This window comes from Terrabacter carboxydivorans, assembly GCF_039532035.1.
GTDB lineage: Bacteria > Actinomycetota > Actinomycetes > Actinomycetales > Dermatophilaceae > Terrabacter > Terrabacter carboxydivorans.
The window spans coordinates 120,874-134,531 of the sequence record NZ_BAAARE010000012.1 but is presented as its reverse complement, the minus strand read 5'-3'; the positions used below and the strand labels follow the sequence as shown (position 1 = coordinate 134,531).

Here is a 13,658-nt window from a genome sequence, read left to right as displayed (position 1 = left end):
CGAGGGGGCCATCCGGTGACGGGGGAGGGATGGCCCGCGTGGTGGCCCGACTGAGGCAGAGCGACCTGCTCGACCTCGTGCTCCCGAGGGAGTGTGGCGGCTGCCTGCGTCCCGGGACCGACTGGTGCACGCGTTGCGCCCGTGCCCTGGCGGGGCTGGCCTTCCAGGTGCCCGAGGCGCTGGGAGCGGGCGCGCCGGCGCCGGGTATGCCGTCTCCGGCCCTCGCGGCGCCCGGCACCTTCCGCGGCGCGCGGGGCGGGGCGGGACCGGCGCCGGGGCCGGCAGCAGAGAGGGGTGGCGGCCCGTGGGTGGCGCCCCACCCGTCGCCGGACGGCATGCCGCCCGTGCATGCCTGGGGCATCTACGCCGACCCGCTCCGGGCAGCCGTGTCGGCGTGGAAGGACGTCGGCCGGCGCGACCTGGAGGCCGTCCTGGTGCCCCTGCTCGCGGCCTCGGTCGACGGTGCGCTCGCGGGGGTGGGCTGGTCCGACGGGGTCGTGGTCGTCGTCCCGGCGCCGTCGTCACGACGCGCCGCGCGCGAGCGGGGCGACACCCCGTTGACAATGCTCTGCGGCGCAGCGGTCGCCCAGCTCGCCGGGCGTCCGGGACCGACCCTCCGGGTGGCTCCCGCCCTGCGCCACGTCCGTCGGGTGCGGGACCAGTCGGGCCTCGGCACCGTCGAGCGGCGCGGCAACCTCGCGCAGGCACTGTCGGTGAACCCGTTGTGGCACAGCGTGATCCACGACCGCCGTATCCTGCTCGTCGACGACGTCGTGACGACGGGAGCCACCTTCGCCGAGGCCGCGCGGGCCCTTCGAGCGGCGGGTTCGGGCGCCGTCGTGGGTGCGTCCATGGCCGCGACGCAACGCACCCGTGGGTGAGCTCGCACCCCGTCCCAACAGGGACGGCGGCCCCCTCCCGAGTGCGCGGAGTGTCATGGCCTGCATGCCTTCCAGTGGGAGCGCGGCCCAAGTAGGGTCGAGTCATGACCCCGTCCCACGGGGAACGGCCTCCAGGTCGTGCGCCCCCGGGACGAGATCCCCAGGAAGGGGTGGTGCCCCGTTGACCGGCGGGCCCGTCCAAGGTGACCAGAGGCCCGGAACCACTCTCACTGCACCGCACGAAGAAGACGTGCGCGATCAAGGAGGAACCGTGGAGATCGTCGTCACTGGACGCCACGTCCAGATCCCCGACCGATTCCGTGAGCAGCTCGACGAGCGACTGGCCAAGGTGTCGGCGCTCGCACCCAAGGTGCATCGCATCGACGTCGTCGTCACCCACGAGCGCGTTGCCCGCGGGTCCGAGAAGGTCGAGATCACCTGCCACGCTAAGGGCCCCGTCATCCGGGCGGAGGCGTGTCTCGATGACAAGTACGCCGCCCTCGACGCGGCCGTGGACAAGCTCATGGATCGCCTGAGGCGGGTGCACGACAAGCGGCGCGTCAGCCGCGGACGACGACTCCCCGAGTCGGTGGCGCAGGCGACCGCCCGCATCGACTCCGCGAGCAACGGCTCGGCCCCGCAGGGCGGCGAGCCGACCGACACCGGCGAGGGCCGGGTCGATGACCTCGAGCGCTTCGGCGCGCTCGGCAACTCGCCCATCGAGGTCCGGGAGAAGATCCACACGGCAGCGCCCATGTCGCTCGAGGACGCCGTCAACGAGATGGAGCTCGTCGGTCACGACTTCTTCCTCTTCCACGACGCGGACACCGACCGCCCGAGCGTGGTCTACCGGCGTCGCGGCTGGAGCTACGGGGTGCTGCACCTCGAGACCGACGCGGACGCCGGCGTCGCCGCCACGGGTTGACCCCTGCTCCCCGAGCGGTGACGCCGTCGGGGCGCTCCCTCCACGAGGGGGCGCCCCGACGGGCGTCCACGCCCGGCTCCGGCAGGCGTCCGCGGCCCGGCTCGACCGCGCCGTCGCGGGTGCGCCGCGCGGCCGGAGCGCCCTTGGGCTGCGGTTTCCGGGGTGTGCGCCAAGATGGGGGCGTGAACCCGCCGTCCCCGGATGTCATCCGCGTCCTCATCGTCGACGACCACGCGCTCTACCGTCGGGGCCTGCAGATGGTCCTCGCCGTCGAGGACGGCATCGAGATCGTCGGCGAGGCCGCCGACGGGGTCGAGGCGGTCGACCAGGCGGAGGAGATCCTCCCCGACGTCATCGTGATGGACGTGGGCATGCCCAAGCGGGGCGGCATCGACGCCTGCCGCGTCATCAAGCAGCGGGTGCCGTCGGCCCGCATCATCATGCTGACGAGCTCCGACGAGGAGGCCAACCTCTTCGAGGCGGTCCGCGCCGGCGCCAACGGCTACCTGCTCAAGGACGTGCCGCCCGAGGAGGTCGCGGCAGGCATCCGTGCCGTGTTCCACGGGCAGTCGCTGCTCTCGCCGCTCATGGCCTCCAAGCTGCTCGAGGAGTTCAAGCAGATCAGCCAGCGCGAGCCGGTGCCCGCACCGATCTCGGGGCTCGAGCTGCCGCGCCTGACCGAGCGCGAGCTCGAGATCCTCAGGCTCGTCGCCCGGGGCCGCCTCAACCGCGAGATCGCGAACGAGCTGTTCATCTCCGAGAACACCGTGCGCAACCACATCCGCAACATCCTCGACAAGCTCCAGATGCACTCGCGCATGGAGGCGGCGATGTACGCCGTGCGACAGCGCCTCATCGACCCCGGCGAATGAGCGCGGCCACCCGCAGCCTGACGCGCGGCCAGGCGCGTCGGGTGGCCCTCGCCGCGCAGGGCTTCCTCGATCCGCGACCCGAACCGTTCGCGGCGACGATGCGCCACGTCCAGCGCGTCGTCGACCGGGTCGGCGTCGTCCAGATCGACAGCGTCAACGTGCTCGCGCGCAGCCAGTACCTCCCGTTCTTCTCCCGGCTCGGCCCCTACGACACGACCCTGCTCGACCGGGCGCGTGACCGCGCCCCGCGCCGGCTCGTCGAGTACTGGGCGCACGAGGCGAGCCTCGTGCCGCCGCAGACGTGGCCCCTGCTCGACTTCCGCATGCGGGCCGCGGCCGAGAAGGCCTGGGGCGGGATGCGCCGCATCCTGCAGGAGCGTCCCGACTACGTCGACCTGGTCCGGGCCGAGGTCGAGGCCCGCGGCCCGATGACTGCCCGGGAGGCCGAGGTGGCCCTCGCCCACGACCAGCCCCGTCGCACCGACCACTGGGGCTGGAACTGGTCCGAGGTCAAGCAGGCGCTCGAGTACCTCTTCTGGGCCGGGCAGATCAGCTCGGTCGGGCGCACGACGCAGTTCGAGCGTCGGTATGCCGCGCTCGCCGTCACCGCTCCGCCGTCCCTGCGTGCCGCGTGGACCGAGCGCCCCGGCCCCGAGGCCGACCCGGAGCGCTACCTCGAGCTCGTCCGCATCGCCGCCCGGGCCCACGGCGTCGGCACCGAGCTGTGCCTGGCCGACTACTTCCGCATCCGGCGCGAGGACGCCCGACCCGCGATCGCGCGGCTCGTCGCCGAGGGCGAGCTCATCCCGGTCACCGTGCCGGGCTGGAAGCCGGCCTGGCTGCACGCGGAGGCCCGGCTGCCACGGCGGGTCCACGCCGAGGCCCTCCTCAGTCCCTTCGACTCGCTCGTGTGGCAGCGCGAGCGGATCCACGCCCTGTGGGACTTCCACTACCGGCTCGAGATCTACACGCCCGTCGAGAAGCGGGTGCACGGCTACTACGTGCTGCCCTTCCTCCACGGCGACGGCCTCGTGGCGCGCTGCGACCTCAAGGCGGACCGAGCCGCGGGGGTGCTGCGGTGCCACCGCGTCACCTGGGAGCCGGGTGCCCCGCCCGAGGCCCGGGCCGCCCTGCTCGCCAACCTCGAGTCGATGGCGAGCTGGCTCGGTCTGGGCCGGGTCGACCTGCCCGCGGGGCTCTGAGCGCGGAGGGTGCACCCGGCATACGTCGTCGGTGACGGAGCCGGAACCGGGCCGGAACCGGGCCGGGCCGCGGTGCGTTGGTCGTTGTGTCCGGAAGGCGGCTAGCCTAGGCGGGTCCCGTGACCCATCACGGGCGATGGAGCCCGCCCACCGGGCGCGTCCACACGTTCAGTCGGGAGTGAGATCACCAGATGGCCGTCATCGAGAAGCTGCTTCGCGCCGGCGAAGGCCGGACCCTGAAGAAGCTCCAGGGCATCGCCAAGCAGGTCAACGCCCTCGAGGCCGACTTCGAGAAGCTCTCCGACGAGGAGCTGCGCGACGAGACCAAGGGCTTCCGCGAGCGCCTCGACAACGGCGAGACGCTCGACATGCTGCTGCCCGAGGCGTTCGCCGCCGTCCGCGAGGCGAGCAAGCGCACCCTCGGCAAGCGCCACTTCGACGTGCAGCTGATGGGTGGCGCCGCCCTGCACATGGGCAACGTCGCCGAGATGAAGACCGGTGAGGGCAAGACCCTCGTCGCGACCCTGCCCAGCTACCTCAACGCGCTGTCCGGCAAGGGCGTCCACGTCATCACGGTCAACGACTTCCTCGCCGAGTACCAGTCCGAGCTGATGGGCCGGGTCCACCGCGCCCTCGGCATGGAGACCGGCTGCATCCTCAGCGCGATGACGCCCGAGCAGCGCCGCGTCGAGTACGCCAAGGACATCACCTACGGCACCAACAACGAGTTCGGCTTCGACTACCTGCGCGACAACATGGCGTGGGACCCGTCCGAGCTCGTCCAGCGCGGCCACAACTTCTGCATCGTCGACGAGGTCGACTCGATCCTCATCGACGAGGCCCGCACCCCGCTCATCATCTCCGGCCCGGCCGACCTCGCGACCAAGTGGTACGTCGAGTTCGCCCGCATCGCCGCACGCCTCAACCGCGGTGAGGACGGTCGCGGCGACTACGAGGTCGACGAGAAGAAGCGCACCGTCGGCGTCCTCGAGTCGGGCATCGCGCGCGTCGAGGACCTCCTGGGCATCGACAACCTCTACGACACGGTCAACACGCCGCTCATCGGCTACCTCAACAACTCCATCAAGGCCAAGGAGCTGTTCAAGAAGGACAAGGACTACGTCGTCATGGACGGCGAGATCCTCATCGTCGACGAGCACACCGGCCGCATGCTGCCCGGTCGCCGCTACAACGAGGGCATGCACCAGGCCATCGAGGCGAAGGAGGGCGTCGAGATCAAGAACGAGAACCAGACGCTCGCCACGATCACCCTGCAGAACTACTTCCGCATGTACGACAAGCTCTCCGGCATGACGGGCACGGCCCAGACCGAGGCCGCCGAGCTCAACTCGATCTACAAGCTCGGCGTGATCCCGATCCCGACGAACCGCCCCATGATCCGCAAGGACCAGGCCGACCTCGTCTACCGCACCGAGGTGGCCAAGTACGACGCCGTCGTCGACGACATCGCCGAGAAGCACGCCGTCGGACAGCCCGTCCTCGTCGGCACCGTCTCGGTCGAGAAGAGCGAGTACCTCTCCCAGCAGCTGAAGAAGCGCGGGATCAAGCACGAGGTCCTCAACGCCAAGCAGCACGAGCGTGAGGCCGCCATCGTCGCCGACGCCGGCCGCAAGGGCGCCGTCACCGTCGCGACGAACATGGCCGGACGAGGCACCGACATCATGCTCGGCGGCAACTCCGAGTTCCGCGCGGTCGCCGAGCTGAAGCGCCGCGGTCTCGATCCCCACGAGACGCCGGAGGAGTACGAAGCCGCCTGGGACGAGGCTCTCGCCAAGGCCGAGCGCGACGTCGCTGCCGAGCACGAGGAGGTCACCGAGCTCGGCGGCCTCTACGTCCTCGGCACCGAGCGCCACGAGTCGCGCCGCATCGACAACCAGCTTCGTGGCCGGTCGGGCCGTCAGGGTGACCCGGGCGAGTCCCGCTTCTACCTCTCGCTCAACGACGACCTCATGCGCCTGTTCAACGCCGGTCTCGTCGACCGCTTCATGCAGACCGCCGGCATGGAGGACAACGTGCCGATCGAGTCCAAGATGGTCACGAACTCGATCCAGAAGGCCCAGGGCTCGGTCGAGGCCCAGAACTACGAGATCCGCAAGAACGTCCTCAAGTACGACGACGTCATGAACCGCCAGCGCCAGGTCATCTACGACGAGCGCCGCGCCGTGCTCGAGGGGGAGGACCTCCACGAGCAGCTGCGCCTCTTCGTCAACGACGTCGTGACCTCCTACGTCGACGCAGCGACGGCCGACGGCTTCGCGGCCGACTGGGACCTCGAGAAGCTCTGGGACGCGATGCGCCAGGTCTTCCCCGTCTCCCTCACCATCGAGGAGGTCGAGGACATGGCCGGCGGACGCCAGGCCATCACGGCCGAGCTCCTGCGCGAGCAGCTCATGTCCGACGCCCACCACGCCTACGACCAGCGCGAGGAGATCCTCGGCTCGGACACGATGCGCGAGGTCGAGCGTCGCGTCGTCCTGTCGGTCCTCGACCGCAAGTGGCGCGAGCACCTCTACGAGATGGACTACCTCCAGGAGGGCATCGGCCTGCGCGCCATGGCCCAGCGCGACCCGCTCATCGAGTACCAGCGCGAGGGCTTCCAGCTCTTCGAGGCGATGATGGAGGCGATCAAGGAGGAGTCGGTCAGCCACCTCTTCTCCGTCGAGGTCCAGGTCCCGGAGCCTGCCGCTGCAGCCGTGGGCGCCGCGCCCATGTCGGTCGGGGAGCTCATGGGTGGCCTGGCCGAGCACGCCCCGGTGGCCGACGACGTCACCGGCGCCTCGGCCCAGGACGGCGAGGACGAGTCCGTCGCCGCTGGGCGTCGCCCGTTCGGGTCGGGGGTCCGCGTCTCCGGCGTCGACCTCGAGACCGACGGGCAGCGCTCCGGCGGTCTGCGCTACACCGCACCCGGCGAGGACGGCCGCGCGGTCGAGACGGGCGGCCAGCAGACGGTCGAGCGCAAGGCCGACCGCCGCGGCAAGAAGGTCAAGCGCAAGCGTCGCTGAGCGACCAGCGCACCGAGTGCGTCACGGCCCGGGCACCCCTCGTGGTGCCCGGGCCGTTCGCGTGCTCCGTGGACGGGTCCCGCGGGTGCCGGGTGGGTGCCGGGTGGGTGCCCGCGTGGAGGTCACGTGATGTCGCGTGGATGTCGGGTGGGCGGTGTGGTGTCGTGGCGAGGTGTGCCGGGGCTGCCCGCTGGACGTATGCCGTGTGGCTCAGCCGATCGTGAGCGCCGTGACGAGCCAGCGGCCGTCGAGGCCCTCGAGCCGCAGCGCCAGGGCCCGGACGCGGCCGTGCGACACCACGACGGCGCAGGCCTCGACGACGCCGTCGGCAGGCTCGCACACCCGGACGCGACGCACGATCGCCGGCCGTCGCGGCCCGGGGACCCGGCGCCGCCCCGCGACCATGGCCTGGCGGGCGAGGACGGAGTAGATGGTCGGTGCGGTGTGCCGGATGAGCTGCGGTGCCGGCCGCTGGCCCGAGACGACCTCGACGATGGCCTGCGCCAGGCGACCCACGAGCGGCGCGGGCTCGGGCAGCTGGGCCGATCGGGTGGGCTGACGACCGAACTCCTCGTCGTCACGGGCGCCGAAGAAGTCGAGCGCCAGGGCGTCCTGCGCGTAGGGCTGCTCGCCGTGCCAGGCCTCGTCGGCGCTGATGATCCGGGGCGCCGTCTGCGGGATGCGCCGGACGGTGAAGCCGTCACGGCTGCCGCCGGGTCCGGTGGGAGAGGAGTCGACGGCGGGGGTCGAACCCGTCGTGGTCGTGCGTGCCATCACTGGTCTCCTTGCTGTGCTGTGGCGCCTGCCTCGGGGCCGGCGGCGGATGCGGAGGGGTGGCGGACGGCGGACGAGCCGACGACAGCGTCCGGTGGCCGGAGCAGCTGGCCGGGAGTGAGCAGGTCGGGGTCGTCTCCCACGACGTCACGGTTCGCGGCGTACCACCGCGGCCACTCCCGGGCGACCTCGGCGTCGGTGGCGCTGGAGCCGAGGTACCGCGCCGCCACGGACCAGAGGGAGTCGCCGCGTCGGACGGTCACGAGGTCGTGGGCCGCTGTCGTCACTCGCGGGGTCGGCGCCATCAGGCGGGAGCGGTCGGCGTCGTGGACGGCCGGGGGCGCCGAGGGGACGTAGCCGGGTCCGGACGCCGTCCGTGAAACGGTGGTGCCACGGGCCCGGACCCTGTCGGCTCGTCCCGTCGAGGCCGGGCCGGCGTCGGGAGCCGTCGGCGCGTAACCGGGACCGTCGGGGGGCCGAGGCGCGGGGGCGGCAGGCGGAGCGGCGACGCCGCGGCCGGCGTCGGTCGAGGGGGTGAATCCCGGGACCGCCTCGGTGGGTGTGAAGCCCGGTGCCAGACCGAGCGACGGGCCGGTCCCGGTGGTCCGGGCATCCGGTTCGTGGGCGCCGGTGCTGCGACCGACCGGCCCGGAGCCGGCGACAGAGACGAGCGCCGGCGGCAGGGCCAGGGAGCCGACCGAGGCTCCGAGCGCGAGCGCCAGCGTCTTGCGGACCGCGACCGGCGTGACGCGGTCGGCGACACCAGCCGCTGCGCGTCCCACGGCTCCGGGCGAGAGCGCCGCCACGGCCAGGAGAGATCCCAGGGCCAGCCAGGCCGCCAGGAGCAGGCCCACCCATCCGAGCAGGACGAGCAGGACGTCGTCGGGTCGGGTGGCAGCGGAGAGCCCCGGCGCCTGGCGCACCAGGGTGGCGAAGAGCGTCAGGGCCGCGGCTGCGAGACCGAGCCCGAGCAGAGCTCCTGCCAGCTCTCGGGCCGTTCGGCGCTCGCGTGGCCGGCGGGTGTGAGCCCTGCCGCTACCCATCCTGGTCGACTGCGATCCCCTGTGCATGTATTCATTTAATGCAGTTTGCTTGTGATTGGTCAAGTATGGTTTTGGTCAAGAAGGATCTCGGGTTGGCAGAGCGTCTGCCGGCCATGGAGGGTGGAGCACATGCGCTGGGACCGGCTCTTCGACGACCTCGAGGCACAGCTCGCGCTCGACGAGGTGCGCGAGCTCGATTCGGAGGTCGCCGACCGCACCCGGCGCGAGCGCGCCCAGCTCGACCTGCACACGCGGCTGCTCGCCAACCTCGACGCGCCGCGCGCTGCGTTGCGCCTGTCCGGACGGGTCGTGACCGGTCGGCTCCTCGACGTCGGACCCGACTGGGCGCTCGTCGAGACGGCGCCTGAGCGTCCCGTCCTCGTGGCCCTCCCGGCGGTGCGGGCGGTCTCGGGGATCGGCCCCGGAGCGCGCACGCCATCGGTCGTGGCGCGACGGTTCGGCATCGGGGCGGCCCTGCGCGCGGTGTGCCGAGATCGGGCGGTGGTCGAGGTCGCCGACGTGGACGGTCACCTCGCGACGGGGACGATCGACGTCGTGGGGGCCGACCACCTCGAGCTCGCCGAGCACGCATCCGACGAGACGCGGCGCACGGCCAACGTCACGGGGAGGCTGCTCGTGCCGTTCTGGTCCCTCGGCTCGGTCCGACGGATCTAGCGCATCCGTGCCGAGCCGCAGCGCCGTGCCGCTCCGCAGCGCCGTGGGGGGCCACCGCGACGTGGCGTCGCGGCGGGCGGCGGGTCACTCCTCGCCGGCACCGCCGAACGGGTGGGCCTGCACGAAGGACTTCGTCTCGGCGTACATCCGCTGGATGTAGCTCTCGAGCTCGGTGGCCTCGACCCGCCACTGGCCCCGGCCGCCGATCTTGATGGCGGGGAGCTCGCCGGAACGCACGAGGGCGTAGGCCTGCGCGGAGGAGATGTTGAGGATCTCGGACACCTCGGCGAGCTGCAGGAACCGCTGGGCCACGTTGACTCCCTCTTCTGGCACGGCCGTGTCGACCGCCTCGTTCTCACCCGTACCCGTGGCGGGGTGGGGCGCGTCCCTGCGAGCCTCGCCCCCTGGCGGCGAGGCTGCGCGGATGACCCCCTCATCCTAGGGATTCCACGGCGGGGGCCTTCACGGTTGTCCCCACCTGTGCACCTCGACGGGCGCTCCCGCCCCCGGTGATGCAAGATGATGCCGCGTCGTCCGGGCCAGTCGTCGGGCCGACGAGCCATGAACCGACGGATCACAGGGGGTCCCATGACCGAGCTGGCCAGTCCCAGCGCCAAGCGCCTTGCTCGCCCGTCGTGGCGCGACAGCCGCCTCGTCGTGGGCGTGCTCCTCGTCGTCGTCGCCGCGACGCTCGGCGCGAAGGCGGTCGCGAGCGCCGACGACCGGGTGCCGGTCTGGGTGGCTGCCAGCAACCTCGTGGCCGGTGACGAGGTCCAGCAGACCTCCTTCGAGCGGGCGGACGTGCGGCTCGCCGACGGGATGAACGCCTACCTGCCCGCCGACGCGCCGCCGCCGACCGGGGCGTTCATGCTCCGCGACGTGCGGGCCGGCGAGCTCGTGCCCCTCTCGGCCGTCGGCGGCGCCGATGCCGTCGACGTGCAGCGCGTGACGGTCCGGGCCGATGCCATGTCGACGACCGGCCTGACCCGCGGGAGCCGTGTCGACGTCTTCGTGACGCCGAAGACCTCGAGCGCGAGCGATGCCGCCACGACGCCCACGAAGAAGGTGCTCCAGTCCGCAGCCGTCGCGGCAGTGCTGACGAGCAGCGGGGGGTTCGGCTCCGGCTCCATGACGTCCGTGCAGATCTACGTGCCGTCGGACAAGGTGCAGCCGCTCGTCGAGGCGGTCGACGGTGAGGCGAAGCTGACGCTGGTGCCCTCCGTGGGCTCAGCCACCGGCGGCGGGGCATGACCGAGGTCCTGACCGCCCTCAGCCCGCAGTGGGAGTCGGCGGTGGCCACCGTGCTCGAGGGTGTTCGCGGGGTGACGGTGAGCCGTCGCTGTGCCGACGTGGCCGAGCTGCTGTCGGTGGCCGAGGCGGGGCTCGGCGACACCGCGGTCATCTCCTCCGACCTGCGAGGTGTCGACCTTGCGGTCGTGGGCCGCTTGCGTGCCAACCGGGTCCGCGTCATCGGCGTCCACCCGGCCGACGACGAGACCGCCGAGCGGAGGTTGCGCCAGCTGACCGTCACCGTCACCGTCCCGGTCGACGCGGACGCCGAACGCTGGGCGACGGCCCTCGAGGACGGCCGCGCCGCCACCGACGAGCTCGAGGCCTCGCTGCGCGGCTCCGGACCCACCGGCGCCGTCGAGCCCACGGGACCGTCCGAGCTCGCCGGGCCGCACGGGCTCCACGGACTCGGCGAGGCTCCGGACCCGGCCGGCGAGGGCGCCGGGGCGAGGTCCGCGTCCGGAGGTGCCTCGAGCACCGACGCAGGCTCCGACACCGACGGTGCCGGCACCGGATGGCGCCCCGCCGGTGCCGACACCGGGTCCTCGCGTGACGACGAGGACGCGGCGACCGGCGGGTGGGCTCCGGCAGGCGGCCTCGAGGCCGAGACTGCCGCCTCCGGGGCGCGTCGCGGCCCGGAGCGCGCCCCCGTCGTCGCGGTCTGGGGACCCACCGGGGCGCCGGGTCGCACGACGATCGCCTCGACGCTGGCCGCCGAGGTGGCGAGCCGCGGCGTCGAGGTGCTCCTCGTCGATGCCGACACCTACGGCGGGTGCGTGGCCCAGACCCTGGGGCTGCTCGACGAGGCCCCGGGCATCGCGGCCGCCTGCCGGGCCGCCGACCAGGGCCTGCTCGACCTGGCGGCGCTCTCACGCATCGCACCCACCGTCGCCCCGGGCCTGCGCGTGCTGACCGGGCTGCCCAAGGCCGAGCGCTGGCCGGAGGTGCGCGCCGCCGCCCTCGAGCGCGTGCTCGAGCTGAGCCGGTCACTGGTTCAGGTGGTCGTGGTCGACTGTGGCTTCTGCCTCGAGGACGACGAGGAGCTGAGCTACGACACGGTCGCTCCGCGCCGCAACGAGGCGACGCTGACCTCGCTCGCGGCCTCCGACGTCGTCGTGGCCGTCGGGGGCGCCGACCCCGTGGCGCTGCAGCGCTTCGTCCGCGGCCTCCAGGAGCTCGGCACCGTCCCGTCGGGAGACCCGGTGCCGGTCGTCAACCGGGTCCGCAGCGCAGCCGTGGGCTCACGGCCCGAGTCGCGCATCGCCGACTCGCTGCTGCGCTTCGCCGGGCTCACCACGGTGCGCTTCGTGCCCGACGACCCCGCCACCCTCGACTCGGCGCTGCTCGCGGGACGCTCGGTCGTCGAGCACGCTCCCGAGTCCGCGGTGCGCACCGCCGTGGCCGACCTCGCCACCGTCGTGCTGCCGTGGACCGTCGCGCCCGGGCAGCGACGCGACCGTCGAGACCGGCGTCGCCGCTCGCCCCGACGTGGTCGCTCGGCCGCCGTGGGGGCGTGAGAGACCGGGTCGTGAACGCCGGACGGTGAGCTAGCCGTCCGAGGGGGAGCGACCGGAGGGGGGCGACCGGTCGTGAGCGGCTGGCGCGTGGGCAACCACCGCTGCCGCTCCCACTGTGGTCAGGGCGCGAAGAGGATCGTGAGGCCGCCGAGGGTGTAGATGATCATGACGACCATGAGCGGCACCTGGCCGACCACGGCGGCGCGACGGTCGAGGACCGTGATCGCGCGCTCGTGGGCCGCGAGGACCCCGAGCAGGTGGCCGATGACGATGCTCACGGCCTGGATCGTCGCGACGAGGGTGGGCTGGATCAGCAGGTCGTTCGGCGTGAGGCCGGCCGTGCCGAGCAGGTCGGCCCCGGTCCCGAGGGGGTCGGTGAGCAGGCGCCAGGCGTACTGCCCCTGGTAGACCCACAGCGACCAGTAGTGCGCGACGACGTAGCCGCCGGCGATCGGGATGAGCGACGGGGCGATGTCGCTGACGAACGTGAAGGACCGGGTGAAGGGCTCGCGGGAGAGTCGCACCGAGACGACCGACGCGAGCCAGATCGTCACCGCGACGAGGCCGAAGAAGGCGAGCAGGGTGGCGGTCTTGAGCAACGAGGAGGGGACCGGGGAGCTCTGCACGAACGTCGACCAGGACAGGTTCGCCGAGAAGCCGTCGTAGGCCGTCCCGCCCAGCATGACGGCGACCGTCGGCACGAGCCCGCGCTGGCCTCGCAGGCCGTTGACGCCGTGCAGCGGGGTGCGCAGCACCCAGCGACCGTCCCGGCGGCGGCCGAGGGGCGAGAGCAGGCCGAGCAGGCGCGACCACGCCTCGAAGGGGTCGGCGTGGTCGAACCAGGTGCGGCCGAACACCGCCGAGCCCAGCAGCGACACCGCGAAGAACCCGCCGACCAGGAGCTGGAGGAAGCCGAGCGAGGTGTTGTCCTCGGCGACCAGCTCGACCCAGGTGAACGTCCCCAGGCCGAGCGCGGCCGGCCAGAGTCCCCACCGGTAGGGCAGGACCGCGAGGTCCGGCGAGACGCGGGCCAGGCGCAGGAGACCGGCGTGCAGCGCGCGGACCGGGTTGATGACGCGCCACATCGGGCCCAGCAGCATCGAGGAGAAGGCGAGGCCGACCCACAGCCAGACGTAGACGACGTGGGGCACGGGGTTGCGGGCAGAGTCCGGCCCGAGGACGAGCGCGGCCAGCGTCCACAGCGTGAGCGCCGCGGCGAGGACCCGGGCCACGACGCGGAGCGCACGGGAGTCGAGCAACGCCGCCAGCGGGCCCGGCAGCAGCACCCCGTCGGTGTCACGCAGCCGGGGCTCGCGCCAGAGCGTGCCGATGGCGACGAACGAGATGACGAGGGCTGCGACCGCGGCGATGACGAGCGCCGTGAACGGCAGCGGCAGGTCGCCCCGGCTGCCGACGCCGTGGGCCGGGACCAGGGCCGGGGAGAGGACGGCCACGG

The 13,658-nt window shown here is 72.8% G+C and carries 12 protein-coding genes; 8 read left to right on the top strand and 4 right to left on the bottom strand.

All coding sequences use genetic code 11. The annotated features are described in order from the left end of the window. The first annotated feature begins 29 nt into the window (after positions 1–29). The 5 genes from ABD297_RS14695 (at position 30) to secA (ending at position 6,903) form a co-directional block, all read left to right on the top strand. A complete protein-coding gene (locus tag ABD297_RS14695; RefSeq protein WP_344255776.1) occupies positions 30–881 on the top strand; it encodes a ComF family protein in 852 nt (283 codons plus the stop codon). A gap of 271 nt (positions 882–1,152) precedes the next feature. Continuing rightward, positions 1,153–1,806 carry a ribosome hibernation-promoting factor, HPF/YfiA family gene (gene hpf / locus ABD297_RS14690; protein WP_344255775.1) on the top strand — a complete coding sequence of 218 codons (654 nt, stop codon included), beginning with the start codon at positions 1,153–1,155 and terminating at the stop codon, positions 1,804–1,806. Positions 1,807–1,988: 182 nt separating this feature from the next. Beyond that, positions 1,989–2,678, top strand: coding sequence for a response regulator (locus ABD297_RS14685; RefSeq protein WP_344255774.1), 690 nt, complete (start codon positions 1,989–1,991; stop codon positions 2,676–2,678). Next, positions 2,675–3,880, top strand: a complete 1,206-nt coding sequence (locus ABD297_RS14680; protein ID WP_344255773.1) for a winged helix-turn-helix domain-containing protein — start codon at positions 2,675–2,677, stop codon at positions 3,878–3,880. Before ABD297_RS14685 ends, ABD297_RS14680 begins: the two co-directional genes overlap by 4 nt. A gap of 191 nt (positions 3,881–4,071) precedes the next feature. Then, positions 4,072–6,903 carry a preprotein translocase subunit SecA gene (gene secA, locus ABD297_RS14675; RefSeq protein WP_344255772.1) on the top strand — a complete coding sequence of 944 codons (2,832 nt, stop codon included), beginning with the start codon at positions 4,072–4,074 and terminating at the stop codon, positions 6,901–6,903. A gap of 210 nt (positions 6,904–7,113) precedes the next feature. Here secA and ABD297_RS14670 read toward each other — a convergent pair whose 3' ends face one another. Then, entirely contained in the window at positions 7,114–7,677 is a 564-nt protein-coding gene (locus ABD297_RS14670) for an Rv3235 family protein (protein WP_344255771.1), read from the bottom strand. Next, positions 7,677–8,747 (bottom strand): LysM peptidoglycan-binding domain-containing protein, encoded by a 1,071-nt coding sequence (locus tag ABD297_RS14665; protein WP_344255770.1) that lies wholly within the window; start codon positions 8,745–8,747, stop codon positions 7,677–7,679. The genes ABD297_RS14670 and ABD297_RS14665 overlap by 1 nt, the downstream gene beginning before the upstream one ends. Before the next feature lie 102 nt (positions 8,748–8,849). On the opposite strand from ABD297_RS14665, the gene ABD297_RS14660 reads away from it, so the two are divergent. Then, positions 8,850–9,395: a hypothetical protein gene (locus ABD297_RS14660; RefSeq protein ID WP_344255769.1), complete on the top strand. Its 546-nt coding sequence runs from the start codon at positions 8,850–8,852 to the stop codon at positions 9,393–9,395. An 84-nt stretch (positions 9,396–9,479) separates the two neighbouring features. On the opposite strand, the gene ABD297_RS14655 is transcribed toward ABD297_RS14660, so the two are convergent. Beyond that, on the bottom strand, positions 9,480–9,707 hold the full coding sequence (locus ABD297_RS14655) for a helix-turn-helix domain-containing protein (RefSeq protein WP_344255768.1): 228 nt from the start codon (positions 9,705–9,707) through the stop codon (positions 9,480–9,482). 276 nt (positions 9,708–9,983) lie between these two features. Here ABD297_RS14655 and ABD297_RS14650 point away from each other — a divergent pair, with 276 nt between their 5' ends. Together ABD297_RS14650 and ABD297_RS14645 are read left to right on the top strand one after the other, a co-directional pair. Then, positions 9,984–10,646 carry a CpaB family protein gene (locus tag ABD297_RS14650; RefSeq protein WP_344255767.1) on the top strand — a complete coding sequence of 221 codons (663 nt, stop codon included), beginning with the start codon at positions 9,984–9,986 and terminating at the stop codon, positions 10,644–10,646. Next, entirely contained in the window at positions 10,643–12,202 is a 1,560-nt protein-coding gene (locus tag ABD297_RS14645; protein ID WP_344255766.1) for a hypothetical protein, read from the top strand. Before ABD297_RS14650 ends, ABD297_RS14645 begins: the two co-directional genes overlap by 4 nt. Before the next feature lie 119 nt (positions 12,203–12,321). Here ABD297_RS14645 and ABD297_RS14640 read toward each other — a convergent pair whose 3' ends face one another. Then, on the bottom strand, positions 12,322–13,656 hold the full coding sequence (locus ABD297_RS14640; protein WP_344255765.1) for a hypothetical protein: 1,335 nt from the start codon (positions 13,654–13,656) through the stop codon (positions 12,322–12,324). Positions 13,657–13,658 lie beyond the last annotated feature (2 nt).

What these genes read in the sequence shown, in the direction of transcription:
- ABD297_RS14670 (WP_344255771.1), bottom strand. Translation starts at nt 7,677, where the DNA reads ATGGCACGCACGACCACGACGGGTTCGACCCCCGCCGTCGACTCCTCT.
- ABD297_RS14660 (WP_344255769.1), top strand. Translation starts at nt 8,850, where the DNA reads ATGCGCTGGGACCGGCTCTTCGACGACCTCGAGGCACAGCTCGCGCTC.
- ABD297_RS14645 (WP_344255766.1), top strand. Translation starts at nt 10,643, where the DNA reads ATGACCGAGGTCCTGACCGCCCTCAGCCCGCAGTGGGAGTCGGCGGTG.
- secA (WP_344255772.1), top strand. Translation starts at nt 4,072, where the DNA reads ATGGCCGTCATCGAGAAGCTGCTTCGCGCCGGCGAAGGCCGGACCCTG.
- ABD297_RS14695 (WP_344255776.1), top strand. Translation starts at nt 30, where the DNA reads ATGGCCCGCGTGGTGGCCCGACTGAGGCAGAGCGACCTGCTCGACCTC.
- ABD297_RS14665 (WP_344255770.1), bottom strand. Translation starts at nt 8,747, where the DNA reads ATGCACAGGGGATCGCAGTCGACCAGGATGGGTAGCGGCAGGGCTCAC.
- ABD297_RS14680 (WP_344255773.1), top strand. Translation starts at nt 2,675, where the DNA reads ATGAGCGCGGCCACCCGCAGCCTGACGCGCGGCCAGGCGCGTCGGGTG.
- ABD297_RS14650 (WP_344255767.1), top strand. Translation starts at nt 9,984, where the DNA reads ATGACCGAGCTGGCCAGTCCCAGCGCCAAGCGCCTTGCTCGCCCGTCG.